Here is a 17,603-nt window from a genome sequence, read left to right as displayed (position 1 = left end):
GATCCAGACGACATGGTATTTTTAGGATTCTCTAATGTTATTGTTTTTATTGTAGAACAGGCATTAAGACACTTCGGTATAGTGATCCCGTAATGGTTGAGCCCGACGCTGGCGCAATGGTGGCAAGGTCTATGGCAATAGATATTTCAGAGCATACAAGCAGCAATTCTTCCCTCGATGCATTATTGCTTTCCGGCATCGCGGCGGACGGCACGATCGCCCGTCCGGTTTCCTTTGACGGGCTTGCGGGTATTTTTCATCCGGCACGCCAGGACTTGCGGCAGGAACACGCCGTTCTTTTTGTCAGTCCGTGGGGCATGGAGGAGCTTTGCAGCCGCAAGTTCCAAAGGGTTCTGGCCGAACGGCTTGCGGCTTGCGGCGTCGCCAGCCTGCGGTTTGACTATCTTGGCACCGGAGATGCACTTGATCCGGAAGATGCGGGCCGCGTGGCGGACTGGCTTTCCGATACGCGGGCGGCGCTGAACTATCTCAGGCGCCTCTCCGGATGCTCGGGCGTGGTCGTCATCGCCCAGGGCCTCGGTTGCCCGATCGCTGCGGAGGCGCTTGCCGGAGCCGCCAGTTCCATGGCGTTTCTGGCACCCGTCGTCTCAGGACGTGCCTATCTGCGCGAACTGGCGATGTGGTCTTCGATGATCGACGATGGACTTGGCCTGCGTGCCAGCCAACGCATGCCACAGGCTGGTGCAATCGCCGGCATGGCGATGCCAGCCGGTGTGGCCGATACCGTCAAGAAGATCAATCTTTCGAATCTCGATGCCGCTCCGGCTCGCCGCATTCTCGTTCTGTCGAGGCCGGGCCGCATCACGGACGGTGATTTCGCCACACACCTCACCGCAATCGGCGGTGAGGTGGAGGAGGCCGAATTTTCGGGCTATGACGATCTCGTTTCCAGTCCCACGCTGTCGAAAATATCGGAAAATGTGGTGAGCCGGCTGGTGGGCTGGGTCTCTTCGCAGACACAGGCCTCAGGCTCCGCGGCCTGCCCGGCTGATTTCGTCATCAACGCGGCGCAGCGCGGTCAGGGTTTTTTCGAACAGCCGGTGCAGTTTGGTGAGGGCGGGCGACTTTTTGGCGTTTCCTGCACACCGGACGACCGGCGTGCGGTCTCCTCGGTTTTGCTGCTCGGGGCGGCCTATGACCGGCACGCGGGCTGGGGCAGGCTTTCGGTGCAGATCGCCCGGGCGCTTGCCCGGGAGGGTGTCGCTTCCCTCCGTTTCGATGCGGCCAACATTGCCGATAGTCCGCCGGTCAAAGGCGTGCCGGACCAGGTTCTTTACGATGCCGCGCAGAATGACGATGTGTCCGCCGCGCTCGATTTCCTCGAACGGGGCAGCAATGGTCCGTTCATCGCGGCGGGCCGATGTAGCGGCGCATACCTTGCCTTTAATGGCGCGCTTGTCGATGACAGGATTGAAGCGGTGGTTGCCGTGAACCCGGTTGTCTTCCACTGGCGGAAAGGCCGTTCGGTCGATGAGGCGTTGCACAAGCGGCCCCGTTCCTTTGGGGAATACAGTCAGCGCTTTCGTCAGGGCGCCACGTTCAAGCGTCTCATCAGCGGCGATGTGGATGTTGTCAGTGCCGGATTGAATATCGTCAAGGCGACGATGAAGAAGCTTTCGACAAAAACCGCGAGGCTGTTCCGCCGTGGCAGCGAGGAAGGACGGGCCGTATACCGCGCTTTCGATCTGCTGAAAGCAAAAGGGACTGCCGTCAATCTGCTTTACAGCGACAATGATGATGGTCTGGAGCATTTCCGCTATTATTTCGACGCCGACGGGCAGGGGCTGTCCGCCTATCGAAATGTGTCGCTGACCATCATCCCCGATGCCGACCACAACCTCTCCACGCCTGAGGCGAAGAGAACCTATATGGAGACCGTGAAGAGCGTGGCCCTAGAAGGAAAATCGTCGTCTGGACCCCAATGACACCACGTCACCGGAAGGAGGCGTCTGAGATCCTGCGGTCTCCGGCACAAGGCCGATCTTTCTGCTCTCGCCGGGGGCAAGGTGGAACCAGTTTTCCGAAGCACGGTAACCTTCTGCGGCAACATGGACGGACTGCGCCAGACGGTCAGTGCCGATCTCAAGCGACCAGATATCGTTGTTTTGGCTGATGGCGACCTGGAGGTTTGCCGCGTGCATCGCCTTTTTCCGGCCGAGCGGAAAATGGAATGCATCAGCAATGACTTGTCCGGTCGCAACGTCGCGAAGCCGGGCCACCGTGACATCATGGGACGGCGGGCCGAAACGGTAAGTGTAGGTCGTATCGAAAAACGCCCCGAACAGATCAGTTGCGGCAATCGTCTGGCTCTGTCGCGATGACAGCGTGATCGACCGCTTGGCATGAACGACGGGCTGGGCGCCGTCGCGCAGGCAGGTGAGTTCGAGCATACCCTCGAAGGTGTCGCCGGTCTCGTTGATCAGCTGAATGTCCAATCCGTTCGTGCCCTCGTCGAGCAGATTGACCTGGACGGGGCGAAACGCCCTTTTCAGGGCATGCCAGACGGATTTCGGCCTGCCGGTGGCATCGATGATACCCCAGCCTGCACCGGGAAGGAGGTCCTGCAGGGTCCAGACAAGAGCGCCCTGGCAGGATGAACCGCTGCGCCGCCATTCGGCGAAAGTCGCCTCCATGACTTCGGCCGTCGCGGCCCGGGACATGTCGAGATAAAGACCGCCGTCTTCTCGCCGCAGAACGTCCGGTTCGACATCATAAAGCAGCTTGAGATAGTGATCGCGAACATCCTCGAAATCCCAGGAGGCGCCGCGATCACGCGGTGCATGCGCTTTCCACCGTGGATCGTGCACGGCCACGCCGGGTAGATACCTGTCCAGCGTTTCCTGTTCGGGAACATTGGCGAAGGCCAGGCACTCGGCGGCAAAGCGCAGACCGGCGCGACGCGCATCTTCCAGCGGACGGCAATAGGCGCCGACGCCGTAATAATGGCCGACCCCGGTGTTCGGAAAAAAGGGCAATGCGCCGCCGGAGGGGGAATTGGCGACATAAGCCGCGTCTGGCCGCTTTTCGGCAAGAAGTTCCGGCAGAACCTCTTCGGTCAGTGTTCCCTTCCATATCTGTTCCGGAAGGCCGAGCATCGCGCCCTGCTGGTACATTTCACTGCCACCGCAAAAAATGGCGAGCGATGGAGAAAGCGCGGTGGCTTCAAGGAACTGCGAGATTTCCGTGACGATGTGCTGGCGCAGACTCTCGTCCCTTGCCGGATAATCGAAATTGGCGAGCATGGCGTCCTGCCAGACCATGATGCCGAGTTCGTCGCAAAGTGCGAAGAATTCCGGGGTCTCATAGGTCATGGTGCCGCCGATGCGGATCATGTTCATGCCTGCTTCCGCTGCTTTTCGAAGCCACGGCTCGTAGTCCGGCCTCGTTCCCGGCAGGCGCACGATGTCGGCCGTCGTCCAGACCGCGCCACGGCAGAACACCGGTTGACCGTTCACCCTGAGGCCGAAACCTTTACCGTCGTCGCCGTGATCGATCTCGACCTGTCGGAAGCCCGTGCGTGCAAGGCGATGTTGCGTGCCGTCCAGCTCAAGAACGACGTCATGCAGAGTTGGCCTGCCATGCGTGTGTGGCCACCATTGTTCCACATCAGTTATGCGCAGTTCGCCGGAAAGTGTGCCGCCTTCGTCTAGAGAAAGATCGGCGCTGTGACCGGCGCAGCCAAGCTTTGCCGACTTTATCGGGCGGTTGCCTTGCAGCGCGATGCTGACCCTTCCCGTTCCGGCCCCGTCCAGCGAAGATTGCAGCGTGCAGAGAATTCCGTTCTGACGTATCAGGCTGATGGGTCGCCATGGGCCGGCGGCGTGTATTTCCGGGCACCATCCAGGCATATAACCCAGTGCAGTCGTACGGATCAGCCGCAGCCCCTGCGTATTCATCATTTGCGGCCGCCAGCGAGCGCGAGGACCGGTTTTTTCAAGTCGGGGTGCCAGCGCTCTGAAGCAGATCGCGAGTTCATCCGCACCCGTCAGTTCCACAGGCACTTCCAGTCTTTCAAACATGCTTTGGCTTGCCGCGATCAGCTCACCGTTGAAGAAGATCTCCGCGATGGTGGAAAGACCGTCGAAGCGCAGGGTGGCACGCTCCCGGACATCGGAAATCATCGTCAGCCTGTACCAGGCGTCCCTGTCATTGAGGGGCGTCGGAGCGAGGCGGTCGAACTTTTCAGCGGCTTCCAAAGCCTGCGCCACGGTTCCGGGAACGGAGACATGGAGGCTTTCGAGCGAGGCGGGAATATCGGAGGGCGTTTCATAGGCATCGGCGGGCGTCAGCGCCAGCGTCCAGCCTTCGCTCAGCAATTCCTCGCTTTCACCCGGGAGATAGGTCCTCACGCGGCCTCGCTGGCATCAGACAGTTTTTTGCCAAGGCTTTGCATCAGACCATCCCATGCATCCGCGGCTGGATCGAGAACGGTGGCCAGCGCATCGAATTTGCGGCGGGTGACGGCGCGCGCAAGCTGGAACTGCACGGTCTTGGCAACCTCGGAGATTTTTAGCGCGTGGTTCTTTGCCTCAGAAAAACTATCCGCGTCCAACCATTCGAAGTGGCTTGCCGCCAGTTCGAAATTGGCACCGAGCTGGCGTAGCGTATTGAACGCGTATTTGTGGAAAAACCCGAAGGGCCGGTCTGCGACCTTTTCCACCTGTGCCGGAAACACCTTTGCAAAGGCCCGGACCGGGTTGGAGGAAGGTCGCCGGGAAAAATGAAACTTCAGGAGCCGTTCGGCGGTCTTGCGAACATGCGCCGGCGAAGGATTGCCGTCCGCGAATTTCGCAAATTCCGTATAGGGCAGGAAAGGCGGGTCGGTTTCAGCCAGATGATGCTGGAAAAGCCCGTCAAAGTCCTCGCCGGAGAGATGGAAGAAGCCGGCATTGTGGAAATAGTCGAGTTCCCGCTTTTCGAGATCGAGCCGGTTGATGGCGATCGTGGTCTTGCCGTGTTCCTTACGGTAGCCCACCCCATGGGTATCGGGCATATAGAAACTGTCCATCTCGATCAGACAGATGCGGCCGCGTTCCAGCTGCGCCTCGATGTGGTTTTCCACCTTATCGAAGATCGCAAGCTCGGTGGCGCGAACGCCATAAAGGGCTTCGAGGTCTTCCAGCGGCACCTTGAAGAAGGTGAACTGGTCGCCTTCGAAGTCCTGCGTCAGGGTGAAACCGAACATCGCTTCCGGGGATAAGCCTTTCGAGGCCAGCACCTCGATCCATAAATCAATGTAGCAATTGGTCTCCGGCCACATTCTTTCGGAGGAATGAAGCGGATGCTGCACATAATTTTTGGGATCGAGACCGGGAAAAATCTGCTGCATGGATAATCAGCCCCAGAGTGTTTCCACGACTTTCGCAGGCCATTTCTTCACATCGAGACCATGATGCGCAAACAGCGCCAGCGCGATGCGTTCAAGGCCGAAACCGACGCAGGCGGTGTGGGCGACATCGCCATTATCGAGGTTCAGACCCCATTTCTGGCCGAAGGCGTCCTGATGGTAGTTAAAGCTCATGCAGGCTGTCGGGCTGGTCGTTGACGTGACCGGGATCAACAGTTCGAATTTCAGGTTCTGGTCGCGCTGGTTGTTGGCGAGCATCTTGCCCGCGCGGCCGAAGAATGGATCGTTGGCGACATCGATGGTGACATCGAGCCCGACGGCTTTCATCATCTCAACGCCGCGATCCATCCAGGTCTGGCGGAATTCGGTGACGTTGGCCTCAGTGCCCATGCAGACATATTCGCGCATGCGGAAAAGCTGCTGGCGGGCCGGATCCTTGGAGGGCTCGTGGCGGAAGCAATAGGACTGGATGTCATAGAGACCGCCGCCGGCAGGCAGCGCGCCGCGCTTGGCGATCGTTGGATAAAGCGGGTAGCAGGCCGCTGGCGTCAGTACGATATCGGTTGCTTTCTGATCCTTGGTCCAGTCGCCGCCCTCATCCATGGTCTTCAGCAGGCTGACATGGTCCAGTTCGCAGCCGCAAAAGGAATGGACCGTGCCGGCGAGCTGCGGGAAGCTCTTCATGTAACCGCTTTTTTCGAAATAGGCGCGGTTGATGCCGGGCGGGAAACGGATCGCTTCGGCGCCATCGGCGCCACCGGTGCGGTCGATCAGCCGCTCGAAAGCGGCAATCACGTCCTCGAACTGGCCGCTGCGTCCATAAAGACCGTCCACACCCGTTTCAATCAGCAGGCCTTCTTCGAACAGTCGATCGAGGAACGATGTTTGCATGTCCATGGTCTTATCCCAAGAGGCTGGTGTCCTGCCTGTGAACCAGCAGGAGATTGGCGGAATTGCCGAGAATACGGTCGTTGGAAATCATCAGACGGGCGGAATGCGCGTCGCGCAGATGCCGGCCGAGGCTGTAGGGCGTGCCATTCTTGTAGCCCATGATACCGCAGACCAGCATGGCGTGGTCGATGATCTCGAGAATGGTTTCCGAAGAGCAGATTTTCACATTGTTCATGGCAACCGCAAAGGCCATCGACATCAATTTTTCCGGATCGCTCTTGGTGTCCTCGTAGGCCTTGATACCGGCTATGATGTTGGATTTCACCACCTGCAGCTTGGTGGAAACCTCGGCAAGGCGGATCGCGCCGGGAGGAGCCGTTCCGGGCGACTTGCGGGCCGCGGCTCTGACAAAAGATTGGGCGCGCAGCACCGCATCCGACGCGATACCATACCAGACGGCGCTCCACAGCAGATGCGAGCTTGCAAGCATGGATTGTGCAGCGATTTCTGCGAAAGGCTTTGGGAAAATCTGCGCCGCCGGCGCTTCGCCGCGGAACAGGAAGCCGTCCGAACAGGTGCCACGCATGCCGAGCGTATCCCAAACATGGGTCTTCTCAAGCGTATACTGGTTTTTCAGGAAGACGGTCATCACCTGATCGGCGGGCGCGGCATCCTTGTGGGCGCGCGACGTAATCAGGATCGCATCGGCGTTGCTGCCGTAAGAAATGACCGTGGCGTCCTTCTCCAGCCGGCAGCTATCACCTTCGACTTCTATTGCGCAGATGGAGTTACGCAGATTGCCGCCGATGCCGCCTTCGGTGGTGGCGGAACCGAGCAGAAGCTGTTCGCCGGCGACGCGGCGCATGAAGTCCGCGTGCCATGCGCTCGCCTCTCCATGTTCCACAAGGCTCGACAGTTTGATGTGGTGCATGGCGAAAATCATCGCCGTTGCCGAACAGGCCTGCCCAAGCCGAGCGCAGATATCGGCGATTTCCTGAAGGGAGGCGCCTTCGCCGCCCAGCAGTGAGGGGACCTGTATGCCGAGCAGACGTTCCTGCCTCAATGCATCAACGGCTTCCTGCGGAAAGCGGCCGGTGACATCCACCTCGTCCGCATATTTGGCGGCAATTGCCGCAACACGGCCCGCGCGCGCGGACAGCGTTTCATCCTGCGGCGCGACGGTGACGTTCATCAAGCTGCCTCTTTACCATCGAGAATGAGTTTAACAGTGTCTTCAATGGCCTTGATGCTGGCGAAAGACTTGCGGTTCAGCAGATTGTCCGGGAATTCGATATCGAATGCTTCTTCGATGCCGAGCATCAATTGCACCGATGCAAAGGAAGAAAGGCCCGCCGCGTAAAGATCGGCTTCATCTGCAATCGTATCGACGGGGGTTGGAAGCTGGCCGAATTTTGCCAGTATTTCACGTATAGTCGCATTCATTCCGACGTATCTCCCATGAATTTCACATCAGGATGGTTTGTGCTTATGGTTACGTTGCAAACGATAATATTCGCCTAAACCGTTAGGTTAATTACAACTAACGGCAGCATGCGCCATTCCCGCACCTTTGCCAAGCATGGATCGCCGGTCTTGACAAAAGCCTGAGGGTGTTTTTTGCTGGGGCCATTCACCAGGGGTGTCCCGTCAAGGGGCTGAGATTCTGCTTTCATGCGCAGTGACCCGTTGAACCTGATCCAGTTCATACTGGCGTAGGGACGGTGCAAAGACCTGATGTCGGGCGGCGCATGGCGCCGCGTTTCGGCACACAGGTATTTTCCATCATTCCGGCTCGAACTGGGTCTCCACTGTTAAACTTTGGAGCCTCAAGATGAATATCGCTGCCAAGACTATACCGCTCGTCGTTACAACCGGCCCGCATGCCGCCTCCACGAAAATCCATAAGCCGGGCGTTGTGCATCCGCATATCCGCGTACCGATGCGCGAGATCGCAGTGCACCCGACGGCGGGCGAGCCGCCGGTCACGGTTTATGATTCCTCAGGTCCCTATACCGACCTCAACCATCCGGTCCTGATCGAAAAGGGTCTGCCGCGTCTGCGTCATGACTGGATCGTCGCGCGCGGTGATGTCGAGGCTTACGAGGGACGGCACGTCAAACCGGAAGATAATGGTTTCGCCACCGGCGAACGCCTGACGCCTGAATTTGGTGTACGTCATCAGCCGCTGAAAGCGACGGCGGGCAAGGCGGTGACGCAACTTGCCTATGCGCGGGCGGGCATTATCACGCCCGAAATGGAATTCATCGCCATTCGCGAAAATCTCGGGCGCGAGGCAGCGAAGGAGAAGCTCGCGCGTGACGGTGAGAGTTTCGGCGCGCATATTCCTGATTACGTCACGGCGGAATTTGTGCGTCAGGAAGTGGCGTCGGGCCGCGCCATTATTCCAGCCAATATCAACCATCCGGAACTTGAGCCGATGATCATCGGCCGCAATTTTCTCGTCAAGATCAATGCCAATATCGGCAATTCCGCCGTCACCTCCTCAATGGCGGAAGAGGTTGAGAAGATGGTCTGGGCCATCCGCTGGGGTGCGGATACGGTCATGGACCTTTCGACCGGCCGCAACATCCACAATATCCGCGAATGGATCATCCGTAATTCGCCGGTTCCGATCGGAACCGTGCCGCTTTATCAGGCGCTGGAGAAGGTGAACGGCATTGCCGAAGACCTCAATTGGGAAGTGTTCCGCGATACGCTGATCGAGCAGGCGGAGCAGGGTGTGGATTATTTCACCATCCATGCCGGCGTCAGGCTGCATTACATACCGCTCACCGTCAACCGCGTCACCGGCATCGTCTCACGCGGCGGCTCGATCATGGCCAAGTGGTGTCTTCATCACCACAAGGAAAGTTTCCTCTATGAGCATTTCGACGAGATTTGCGACATCTGCCGTGCTTACGATGTCTCCTTCTCGCTGGGCGATGGCCTGCGTCCCGGCTCGATCGCTGACGCCAATGATGCGGCGCAGTTTGCGGAGCTGGAAACGCTGGGCGAGTTGACGCAGATCGCCTGGGCAAAGGATTGCCAGGTGATGATCGAAGGCCCCGGCCACGTGCCGATGCACAAGATCAAGGAGAATATGGACAAGCAGTTGAAGACCTGCGGCGAAGCGCCCTTCTATACGCTTGGGCCGCTGACCACGGACATTGCGCCCGGTTACGACCACATCACGTCCGGCATTGGTGCTGCAATGATCGGCTGGTTCGGGACCGCCATGCTCTGCTACGTTACGCCGAAGGAACACCTCGGTCTGCCGGATCGTAATGACGTGAAGGTGGGTGTCATTACCTACAAGATCGCCGCTCACGCCGCCGATCTTGCCAAGGGTCATCCGGCCGCGAAAGTGCGGGACGACGCGTTGTCACGTGCAAGGTTCGAGTTCCGCTGGGAGGATCAGTTCAACCTGTCGCTCGATCCCGATACGGCTCGGTCCTTCCATGACGAGACGCTGCCGAAGGAGGCGCACAAGGTTGCGCATTTCTGCTCCATGTGCGGACCGAAATTCTGCTCGATGCGGATTTCCCACGATATCCGCGCCGAGGCGCAGAAGGAGGGGCTTGAGGCCATGGCCGCGCGCTTCAAGGAAGGCGGTGAGCTTTACATGCCGCTTCCGACGCCTGCGAATGCCGAATAAAATGCACGTCCTTGTCAAGGGAACGGGGGTCGCCGGTTTGACGGCGGCCTTCGAACTGGCACGGAGGGGCGTTGTTGTCGAGGTGTCGGAGCGCAGTGGCGAGCCTTCTCGTGGAGCGTCGTTTTATGCCGGCGGCATGCTAGCGCCCTGGTGCGAGCGCGAAAATGCGGAGGAAGCGGTCCTGACGCTTGGCAAGGTGGCGCTTGACTGGTGGGACGAGGCAACTCCCGGCCTTGTGGTTCGCAATGGCACGCTGGTCGTCGCGCCAGCACGCGACAGGTCAGAGCTTACGCGTTTCGCATCGCGGACCAGCGGTTATCGCTGGGTGGATGAGGGCGAGATCGCCGCTCTGGAGCCCGATCTTGCGGGTCGCTTCCGCTCCGGGCTCTATTTCCCGGGCGAGGGGCATCTCGATCCGCGTCTCGCGCTGAAATCGCTGCATGAGCGGCTTTCTAACACGGGCGTGCGGTTCCACATGGGCATCCCTGTCGATGAACGATTGTTCGACCGGGTGGTGGACTGCACCGGAGCTGCGGCAGTGGGAGAAATTTCCAACCTACGCGGCGTGCGTGGAGAGATGCTCTACCTCGCTACCTCGGAGCTATCCCTCTCCCGTCCCGTCCGGCTGTTGCATCCGCGCATTCCGCTTTACATCGTCCCGCGCGAGTCTGGACGCTTCATGGTGGGCGCCACGATGATCGAGACGGAGGATGCCGGGGCCATTTCCGTCCGTTCGATGATGGAGTTCCTGAATGCCGCCTATGCCGTGCATCCGGCTTTTGCGGAAGCTCGGATCATCGAATCCGGCACGGGTGTGCGTCCTGCTTATCCCGACAATCTCCCCAGGGTCATGCAGGACTGCCGGACCATTTTCATCAACGGCGCGCACCGGCACGGCTTTCTGCTTTCTCCGGCCATGGCGCGGCACGCGGCTGACATCATTCGCCAAACTCTCTCAGAAGGAACAGGATCATGAAACTTCTTGTCAATGGCGACGAGCTTGATCTCGCCGCCGAGACGTTGGCCGGCCTGCTTGCCAGCCTCGAATACGAAGGCGATTGGCTGGCGACGGCGGTGAATGGCGAACTCGTGCACTCGGAAGAGCGCGCCGATTATCAACTGAAGGATTTTGACCGTGTCGAAATTCTCTCGCCGATGCAGGGAGGCTGAGCCATGCTGATGCTTTATGGCCGTGAGGTCTCGTCCCGTCTTCTCCTTGGTACGGCGCGGTACCCATCCCCCGCCGTGCTCGCGGATGCGGTCCGGGCCAGCAACACGGATATTCTGACGATTTCGCTGCGCCGGGAAATGGCGGGCGGCAGGAAAGGCGGGCAGTTTTTCGAACTGATCCGCGAACTGGATCGAAACGTCCTGCCGAATACGGCTGGCTGCCACACCGCCAAGGAAGCCGTGCTGACGGCAAAGATGGCGCGCGAGGTGTTTTGCACCAACTGGATCAAGCTGGAGGTCATCGGCCATCACGATACGCTGCAGCCCGATGTCTTTGCACTTGTGGAAGCCGCGAAAATCCTCTGCGACGATGGTTTTGAGGTCTTTCCCTATACGACCGACGATCTTGTCGTCGCCGAGAAGCTGCTGGAGGCGGGCTGCAAGGTGTTGATGCCGTGGTGCGCACCGATTGGTAGCGCCATGGGACCGCTCAATCTGGTGGCGCTGAAATCCATGCGGGCGCGTTTCCCCGACATACCTTTGATTGTTGATGCCGGTATCGGCCGCCCGTCGCATGCAGTCACCGTAATGGAGCTTGGATACGATGCCGTTCTGCTCAACACGGCGGTGGCGGGGGCGGGAGACCCGGCCGGCATGGCCGAAGCTTTTGCTCTGGCGATAGAAGCCGGCCATCAGGCATATATTTCCGGACCGCTGGAGCCGCGGGACATGGCCGTTCCCTCGACGCCCGTGATCGGGACTGCGGTTTTTTCCTGATCGCGGCTCGTCGCCGACATCAGGCGTGTCACCTTTTGCGTTGACAGTGCCTGATGGTGGCGGGATACCGGGAGAAAAGGGAAAAGGCATGGCGGCACTCACCAATCTTCTGACTGACATAGACGGCGTTTCGGTCGGCAATGTTACCGATCTTTCCCTCGGCTCCGGCGTTACGGCGATTGTTTTTGAAAAGCCCGCCATTGCCTCAGGTTCTGTTCTGGGCGGTGCGCCTGGCGGGCGTGACACGGGCCTGCTCGACCCGGCGATGACGGTTGAAACCGTGGATGCCTTCGTGCTGTCAGGCGGCTCGGCCTTTGGGCTGGATGCGGCAGGCGGCGTTCAGGCCGGGCTGCGCGAGATCGGCCGCGGCCTTCAGGTCGGTTCCACCCGCGTACCCATCGTGCCGCAGGCGATCCTCATGGATCTTCTGAATGGCGGCGACAAGGACTGGGGTTTGCATTCGCCCTATCGAGACATGGGATATGCGGCTTTCAAGGCGGCGCGTGCGGCGCCTTTCGAGCTCGGGACGGTCGGTGCGGGGACGGGAGCAACGACCGCGACCTTCAAAGGTGGGCTGGGGTCGGCAAGTGCTGTCAGTTCCGGCGGATATAAAGTGGCGGCTATTGTCGCCGTCAATGCGCTTGGCTCGGCAACCCTCGGCGCGAGCCGCCATTTCTGGTCGGCTCCGTTTGAGGTGGCGGATGAGTTTGGCGGAAGCGGTTTTCCGCAACGGTTTGAGCCTGAAAATACCGCCTTGCGCCTCAAGGGGGTCAATCTCACGGCAACGACCATCGGTACGGTGGTGACGGATGCCGCACTTACGAAAGCGCAGGCACATCGCCTTTCCATCATGGCGCATGACGGGTTGGCCCGCGCCGTTCTGCCCGCCCATTTGCCGAGTGACGGTGACACCATGTTCGTGGCCGCGACGGGCGAGAAGCCGCTTGAGCGCGGCGTTCATTTCGCAGAACTTTGCCATCTTGCCACCATTGTCATGGCGCGGGCCGTGGCGCGTGGCGTCTATGAGGCGACGGCCTTGCCGGTGGATGGAGCGCAAACGGCCTATCGCGATCTTCATGGACGGAGCCTTTAACCGATGAGTGAGACTCTTCCGCCACTGAAACCTGTCCTTCGCATTGATTTTTCGCCCGGAGAACGCCTCGGCCACGGCAAGATCGAATTGATGGAACTGATTGTCGAGACCGGCTCGATTTCCGCCGCCGGGCGGGCGATGGACATGTCATATCGCCGCGCGTGGCTGTTGGTGGATGCGCTGAACCGTATGTTTCGACAACCAGTTATCGAATCGCAGCGCGGCGGCAAACAGGGCGGCGGGGCGGCGCTGACCGTCTTCGGCACCGAATTGCTGGCGCGCTATCGCAACATGCAAACGCGGATGAACGAAGCCCTACATCAGGATATCGACTGGCTGGAGGCCAACCGCAATCCTGACGCTGCTCTCAATAGGGATCGATAGCCGCTGACTTTATGATTGCATGCACCGGTTTTCCGGGTTCCAGCTGCAACCTTTCGCGAGAGAGGTCTGTGATGCGCGACTGGATGATGTCACCGCCGCAATCCACCTGAACCGTGACCATGGCGTCTTCGCTCACGGAAACGTTTGCGACACGGCCGTTGAGAATGTTGAGCGCGCTCAAGCCTTCAGGTTTTACGGTTGCAAGCATTACATCGCGTGCGGGTATGAGCACGCGCACCGGGCTGCCGCATATTCCGCTTTTTGCCGGAACGTGAAGCAGCATGGTTTTTAGCTTTACGGCGGCAAGCCCATGCCGCTCGTCGAAGCTTTCAATGCGCCCGGAAAGAATGCTGCCCGCCTCGCGCCTTTCGAGATGGGTGCTGAAATCGGGTCTTGCCAGCACCTCGGCGGCTTTTCCCTGCGTTTCCACCGTTCCGTCTTTCATAACAACGATGCGATCGGCCAGACGGGCGACCTCGTGGATCGAGTGGCTGACATAGACAACAGGGATTTTCGTCTCGTCCCGCAGCCGTTCGAGATAGGGAACGATCTCCGCTTTCCGCTGTTCGTCCAGCGAGGCGAGCGGCTCGTCCATCAGCAGCAATCTGGGTGAAGAAAGCAGGGCGCGGCCGATAGCCACACGTTGCTTTTCGCCGCCGGAAAGTTTGTTCGGGCGTCGGTGCAGAAGATGGCCAATGCCGAGCATGTCGACGATATGGTCCCCATCCGTGCCCGTGGTTTTATTCGCAGTGAACCACCTGCCGTAGTTCAGGTTTTGGGCGACGCTGAGATGCGGGAAGAGCCGCGCTTCCTGAAAGACATAACCGAAATGGCGTTTATGTGCCGGTAGAAACAGTCGTTTTTCGCTGTCGCTCAGCACTTTGCCATCAAGTGAAACCTGTCCATCATCCGGCCGCAGCAGGCCGGCGATGATGCGGATCATTGAGGTTTTGCCGGAGCCCGAGCGCCCGAAAAGCGCGGTCACTCCGCCTTCGGACGTGAATGACGCGTCAAGTTCGAAGGCGCCAAGACGGTGGCGGATGGAAACCGAAAGCGTCATTCCATGCTCATCCGTTTGCCGATTACGCGGGCCAGCAATTCCGAGACGAGCAGAGCGAGCATGGAAATCGCAACCGAAACGATTGTAAGCCGCAGCGCACCGGCGTCGCCGCCCGGGACCTGCGTGAAGGTGTAGATGGCGGCGGACAATGTCTGCGTTTCGCCCGGAATGTTTGAAACGAAAGTGATGGTCGCGCCAAATTCGCCCATGGCCTTGGCGAAAGCGAGAATCATGCCGGCGATGATGCCGGGCAGGGTCAGTGGCAGGGTAACGGTGAGGAACACCCAGAGCGGATTGGCCCCCAATGTTCCCGCCGCCTCTTCCAGCTTGCGATCCACCGCTTCGATGGAAAGGCGGATGGAGCGCACCATCAGCGGAAAGGCCATGACAGCGCATGCGAGAGCTGCCCCCGTCCACCGGAAGGAGAAGACGATGCCGAACCAGCTGTCGAGAAGTTGTCCGATCGCGCCCCGGCGGCCGAAGAGAACCAGCAGCAGAAAACCGGTTACGACGGGCGGCAGGATAAGCGGCAGGTGGACGATGCCGTTGAGGAGAGACTTGCCCCAGAAGCGGCCGCGCGCCAACGCCAAGGCGATGAGAATGCCGAACGGCAGGCTGGCGAGCATGGCAACGGAGGACACCCACAGGCTGAGCCTGATCGCCGTCCATTCTTCAGGGCTGAGTGTCCACCAATGCAACGCCATATCCCGTAACCGTCATCTCTTGCGGCCCCTGCGCCAGGGAAAGCAGTTTACTTCAAAACCGTAAAGCCTTGCTTTTCGAAGAAGGGCGTTGCCTTTTCGGACTTCAGGAAATCCAGATAGGCTTTTGCCGCCGGCGATTTTGCCTCCGAAAGAATGGCCACGGGATAGATGATCGGCGGATGGCTGTCTTCAGGGAACGTGCCGACGATCTTCACACCGGGATCGGCAGCCGCATCGGTCTGGTAGACGATGCCATAGGGCGCCTCTCCGCGCGAGACGAGCAGCAGGGCGGCACGCACGCTTTCCGCGCCGGCGACCTTTTGTTCGACCGACGACCAGACGCCGAGTTTTTCCAGCGCGGCCTTGCCGTATTTGCCGGCGGGTACGGAATCCACCGCGCCCATGGCCAGGCGGCCGTCACCTACCAGAGCCGCAAGATCAAAGCCCTGCTTGATCTCGACCGGCTTGGCCCTGTCGGCGGGAGCGACGAGAACGATGCGGTTGCCTAGAAGATTGGAGCGGCTGTCAGCGTTGATCAGCTTCTTTTCAGCGACATAATCCATCCATGCAAGGTCGGCGGAAATGAAGATATCCGCTGGTGCGCCCTGCTCGATCTGCTTGGCGAGCGCTGAACTTGCGGCATAAGAAGCCGCCGCTTCATTACCGCTTTCCTTCGCCCACTCGGCGTTGATGCCGTCCAGTGCGTTTTTCATGCTGGCTGCGGCAAACACCGTGACTTTTTCGGCGGCATGGGCCGGAACGGCTGCAAAGGAGGCCGCCAGCCAGAAGGACGTCACTGTGGCGATGGTTTTGAAGAAGCTGCGACGCAAAAGTCTCATGGTGTGATGCCCCGGTACGAGATATTCCTATGAATATATCGATAGGCCTATCGCGCATTCATTATATTTTCAAGGATATATCGAAGGATGACAAAATTCCCGACGCGGGGCCTTTTCCGACCTCAGTTCTCTGCTCGTCACAGGAATGCGTTAGATGAGCGTCTGCGTCACGGGAGTTTCTTTTCAGACCGACTTGCGCTGACTGAAATCCCGTGACAGCGATGGGGATAGCAAGCACACAAGAAGCGGCAAAGGTCGTAATCAGATATCGGGCCCAATGTTTCTGTCGGACCGTAAGTCGGATCAAAAACGCTCGCCGGCGAAATGGGCTATCTGTGCACCTGCTTCGTAATAGGTTTCCTTCAGAGCCCTGAAGGGCTGCGCTTTTGGTTCCGTTAAAGGCAAAGGCAATTCCGCTTCGGTTATCTCACCGAGAACATGCTGTGCAATGACTTTGCCGAAGGCCGTGCCCGGTGCGATGCCGCGGCCATTATAGCCTGAAAAGCCGACGACATTTTCGGCGAATTTGTGAAAGCGGGGCACGGCATTGTCGGTCATACCGATCTGGCCGTACCATTCACACTCGAACTCGGTATCCCCAAGCTGCGGAAAAAGCCGCTTCAGCGACCGTTTCGCCCAGGCGCGGTGAATGGCGGCACCCGTGCCGCGCAGCGCCCCGACACTGCCGAAGACCAGCCGGCCAGCCTTGTCCATGCGGAAGGATGAGAGAATTTCCTTCGTGTCCCAGCAGCCCTCGCGGCCGGGGAGGATGCTTTTTTGCAGATTGTCGCCGAGAGGTCTGGTCGCGAAGTTGAAATAGGGCAGATAAATCTGTTCATCGCGAACGACCTGCCACGGTCCCGTGCTGTAGGCTTCGGTCGCCACCACGATCCATTTGGCGGTTACCGATCCGTTTGGCGTCTTCACGACCCATTGTCCACCGTTGCGTTCGGTGGCTACCACGGGGCTATCCGTATACAGCCGTGCGCCCGCCTTCTGCGCGGCGGCGGCGAGACCGCGAACATAGGCGAGCGGCTGAATTGTGCCTGCACGCGTATCCAGAAGTGCGCCGGAATAGGCTGTCGTGCCAGTGCGTCTGGCCGTTTCCTCTGCATCGAGAACACGAACGGGCGCGCCCCTTTCGGCCCATTGTTCGCAGCGTTTGCGGATTTCACGGAGCCCTTTTTCACCAACTGCGCAATGCAGCGTTCCGTTTTTTTCGATCTCGCAGGGAATTGCGTGTTTTTCCACCAGGTCTCGCACGAGAAGTGGCGCATTGCCCAGAAGGCCGAGAAGCCGCTCGCCGTAAGTTTCGCCCAGCACGCCAGGCAATTCCTTCGGCATGACCCACATGCCGCCATTGATAAGGCCGACATTGCGCCCCGCGCCGCCGAAGCCGATTTCCCTGGCTTCGAGCAGGACGACATTTATGTCCCGTTTGGCAAGGTGGAGCGCCGCAGATTGCCCGGTGAAACCGCCACCGACGATAACGACATCGGCAGCCACGGAGCCTTTTAACGCAGCGGTTGCGGGTGGCTGCGGCGCGGTCTTTTCCCAGAGGCCGTGCGAGCGGGGGTCGTTATACATCGTTCCACCATATCCGGGCGAGTTCATTTGGTTTTCGTATGAGTGACAAGCCCTTGTTTATAAGACTTTACAAGC

General features: G+C 59.4%; 15 protein-coding genes, 1 pseudogene and 1 riboswitch. Of the genes and pseudogenes, 7 read left to right on the top strand and 9 right to left on the bottom strand.

Annotation, left to right across the window (positions count from 1 at the left end; translation table 11 throughout):
* Positions 1-131: 131 nt before the first annotated feature.
* Complete coding sequence (locus tag EGT36_RS04595; RefSeq protein WP_169692062.1) at positions 132-1,946, top strand: alpha/beta hydrolase family protein; 1,815 nt, start codon at positions 132-134, stop codon at positions 1,944-1,946.
* Here EGT36_RS04595 and EGT36_RS04590 read toward each other — a convergent pair.
* The 5 genes from EGT36_RS04590 to EGT36_RS04570 are packed head-to-tail and all read right to left on the bottom strand — an operon-like array spanning position 1,914 to position 7,702.
* The gene (locus tag EGT36_RS04590) at positions 1,914-4,370 is read right to left on the bottom strand and encodes a glycoside hydrolase family 2 protein (protein WP_037090279.1); all 2,457 of its coding nucleotides are present in this window, start codon (positions 4,368-4,370) and stop codon (positions 1,914-1,916) included. The two genes, EGT36_RS04595 and EGT36_RS04590, sit on opposite strands and share 33 nt — an antisense overlap.
* Positions 4,367-5,350 carry a DUF1839 family protein gene (locus EGT36_RS04585; RefSeq protein ID WP_006699104.1) on the bottom strand — a complete coding sequence of 328 codons (984 nt, stop codon included), beginning with the start codon at positions 5,348-5,350 and terminating at the stop codon, positions 4,367-4,369. Before EGT36_RS04585 ends, EGT36_RS04590 begins: the two co-directional genes overlap by 4 nt.
* A 6-nt stretch (positions 5,351-5,356) precedes the next feature.
* Positions 5,357-6,265, bottom strand: a complete 909-nt coding sequence (locus EGT36_RS04580; protein WP_037090280.1) for an amino acid--[acyl-carrier-protein] ligase — start codon at positions 6,263-6,265, stop codon at positions 5,357-5,359.
* A gap of 4 nt (positions 6,266-6,269) precedes the next feature.
* The gene (locus EGT36_RS04575; protein WP_037090281.1) at positions 6,270-7,451 is read right to left on the bottom strand and encodes an acyl-CoA dehydrogenase family protein; all 1,182 of its coding nucleotides are present in this window, start codon (positions 7,449-7,451) and stop codon (positions 6,270-6,272) included.
* Positions 7,451-7,702 carry an acyl carrier protein gene (locus EGT36_RS04570; protein ID WP_003504852.1) on the bottom strand — a complete coding sequence of 84 codons (252 nt, stop codon included), beginning with the start codon at positions 7,700-7,702 and terminating at the stop codon, positions 7,451-7,453. The genes EGT36_RS04575 and EGT36_RS04570 overlap by 1 nt, the downstream gene beginning before the upstream one ends.
* Before the next feature lie 182 nt (positions 7,703-7,884).
* Positions 7,885-7,996: riboswitch (TPP riboswitch) on the top strand.
* A gap of 94 nt (positions 7,997-8,090) precedes the next feature.
* On the opposite strand from EGT36_RS04570, the gene thiC reads away from it, so the two are divergent.
* From thiC to EGT36_RS04540, 6 genes and pseudogenes are all read left to right on the top strand, one after another.
* Positions 8,091-9,914: a phosphomethylpyrimidine synthase ThiC gene (gene thiC / locus EGT36_RS04565; RefSeq protein WP_125270102.1), complete on the top strand. Its 1,824-nt coding sequence runs from the start codon at positions 8,091-8,093 to the stop codon at positions 9,912-9,914.
* Position 9,915: 1 nt separating this feature from the next.
* Positions 9,916-10,918 (top strand): annotated as a pseudogene (thiO, locus tag EGT36_RS04560) (glycine oxidase ThiO).
* On the top strand, positions 10,887-11,084 hold the full coding sequence (thiS, locus tag EGT36_RS04555) for a sulfur carrier protein ThiS (RefSeq protein ID WP_004443639.1): 198 nt from the start codon (positions 10,887-10,889) through the stop codon (positions 11,082-11,084). The pseudogene thiO and the gene thiS overlap by 32 nt, the downstream one beginning before the upstream one ends.
* Positions 11,085-11,087: 3 nt before the next feature.
* On the top strand, positions 11,088-11,861 hold the full coding sequence (locus EGT36_RS04550; RefSeq protein ID WP_037090283.1) for a thiazole synthase: 774 nt from the start codon (positions 11,088-11,090) through the stop codon (positions 11,859-11,861).
* An 88-nt stretch (positions 11,862-11,949) separates the two neighbouring features.
* Positions 11,950-12,954: a P1 family peptidase gene (locus tag EGT36_RS04545; RefSeq protein ID WP_037090284.1), complete on the top strand. Its 1,005-nt coding sequence runs from the start codon at positions 11,950-11,952 to the stop codon at positions 12,952-12,954.
* A 3-nt stretch (positions 12,955-12,957) separates the two neighbouring features.
* Positions 12,958-13,338 carry a winged helix-turn-helix domain-containing protein gene (locus EGT36_RS04540; protein WP_125270101.1) on the top strand — a complete coding sequence of 127 codons (381 nt, stop codon included), beginning with the start codon at positions 12,958-12,960 and terminating at the stop codon, positions 13,336-13,338.
* On the opposite strand, the gene modC is transcribed toward EGT36_RS04540, so the two are convergent.
* The 4 genes from modC to EGT36_RS04520 all read right to left on the bottom strand — a co-directional run bounded on the left by modC (position 13,322) and on the right by EGT36_RS04520 (position 17,528).
* Positions 13,322-14,398, bottom strand: a complete 1,077-nt coding sequence (modC, locus tag EGT36_RS04535; RefSeq protein ID WP_037090289.1) for a molybdenum ABC transporter ATP-binding protein — start codon at positions 14,396-14,398, stop codon at positions 13,322-13,324. The genes EGT36_RS04540 and modC overlap by 17 nt on opposite strands.
* Positions 14,395-15,102, bottom strand: a complete 708-nt coding sequence (gene modB, locus EGT36_RS04530) for a molybdate ABC transporter permease subunit (RefSeq protein WP_022556891.1) — start codon at positions 15,100-15,102, stop codon at positions 14,395-14,397. Before modB ends, modC begins: the two co-directional genes overlap by 4 nt.
* A 47-nt stretch (positions 15,103-15,149) precedes the next feature.
* On the bottom strand, positions 15,150-15,941 hold the full coding sequence (modA, locus tag EGT36_RS04525) for a molybdate ABC transporter substrate-binding protein (protein ID WP_037090292.1): 792 nt from the start codon (positions 15,939-15,941) through the stop codon (positions 15,150-15,152).
* A gap of 303 nt (positions 15,942-16,244) precedes the next feature.
* Positions 16,245-17,528: an NAD(P)/FAD-dependent oxidoreductase gene (locus EGT36_RS04520; protein WP_125270558.1), complete on the bottom strand. Its 1,284-nt coding sequence runs from the start codon at positions 17,526-17,528 to the stop codon at positions 16,245-16,247.
* Positions 17,529-17,603: the final 75 nt, after the last annotated feature.

The organism is Agrobacterium sp. FDAARGOS_525, from assembly GCF_003938925.1.
GTDB lineage: Bacteria > Pseudomonadota > Alphaproteobacteria > Rhizobiales > Rhizobiaceae > Agrobacterium > Agrobacterium pusense.
The sequence above is the reverse complement of the archived record's forward strand: the minus strand, read 5'-3'. Positions and strand labels throughout refer to the sequence as shown.

Excerpts from the sequence above, each read along its gene's own strand:
- EGT36_RS04595 (WP_169692062.1), top strand. The coding sequence starts at position 132 with ATGGCAATAGATATTTCAGAGCATACAAGCAGCAATTCTTCCCTCGAT.
- EGT36_RS04585 (WP_006699104.1), bottom strand. The coding sequence starts at position 5,350 with ATGCAGCAGATTTTTCCCGGTCTCGATCCCAAAAATTATGTGCAGCAT.
- EGT36_RS04580 (WP_037090280.1), bottom strand. The coding sequence starts at position 6,265 with ATGGACATGCAAACATCGTTCCTCGATCGACTGTTCGAAGAAGGCCTG.
- EGT36_RS04575 (WP_037090281.1), bottom strand. The coding sequence starts at position 7,451 with ATGAACGTCACCGTCGCGCCGCAGGATGAAACGCTGTCCGCGCGCGCG.
- EGT36_RS04570 (WP_003504852.1), bottom strand. The coding sequence starts at position 7,702 with ATGAATGCGACTATACGTGAAATACTGGCAAAATTCGGCCAGCTTCCA.
- thiC (WP_125270102.1), top strand. The coding sequence starts at position 8,091 with ATGAATATCGCTGCCAAGACTATACCGCTCGTCGTTACAACCGGCCCG.
- thiS (WP_004443639.1), top strand. The coding sequence starts at position 10,887 with ATGAAACTTCTTGTCAATGGCGACGAGCTTGATCTCGCCGCCGAGACG.
- EGT36_RS04550 (WP_037090283.1), top strand. The coding sequence starts at position 11,088 with ATGCTGATGCTTTATGGCCGTGAGGTCTCGTCCCGTCTTCTCCTTGGT.
- EGT36_RS04545 (WP_037090284.1), top strand. The coding sequence starts at position 11,950 with ATGGCGGCACTCACCAATCTTCTGACTGACATAGACGGCGTTTCGGTC.
- EGT36_RS04540 (WP_125270101.1), top strand. The coding sequence starts at position 12,958 with ATGAGTGAGACTCTTCCGCCACTGAAACCTGTCCTTCGCATTGATTTT.
- modC (WP_037090289.1), bottom strand. The coding sequence starts at position 14,398 with ATGACGCTTTCGGTTTCCATCCGCCACCGTCTTGGCGCCTTCGAACTT.
- modB (WP_022556891.1), bottom strand. The coding sequence starts at position 15,102 with ATGGCGTTGCATTGGTGGACACTCAGCCCTGAAGAATGGACGGCGATC.
- modA (WP_037090292.1), bottom strand. The coding sequence starts at position 15,941 with ATGAGACTTTTGCGTCGCAGCTTCTTCAAAACCATCGCCACAGTGACG.
- EGT36_RS04520 (WP_125270558.1), bottom strand. The coding sequence starts at position 17,528 with ATGTATAACGACCCCCGCTCGCACGGCCTCTGGGAAAAGACCGCGCCG.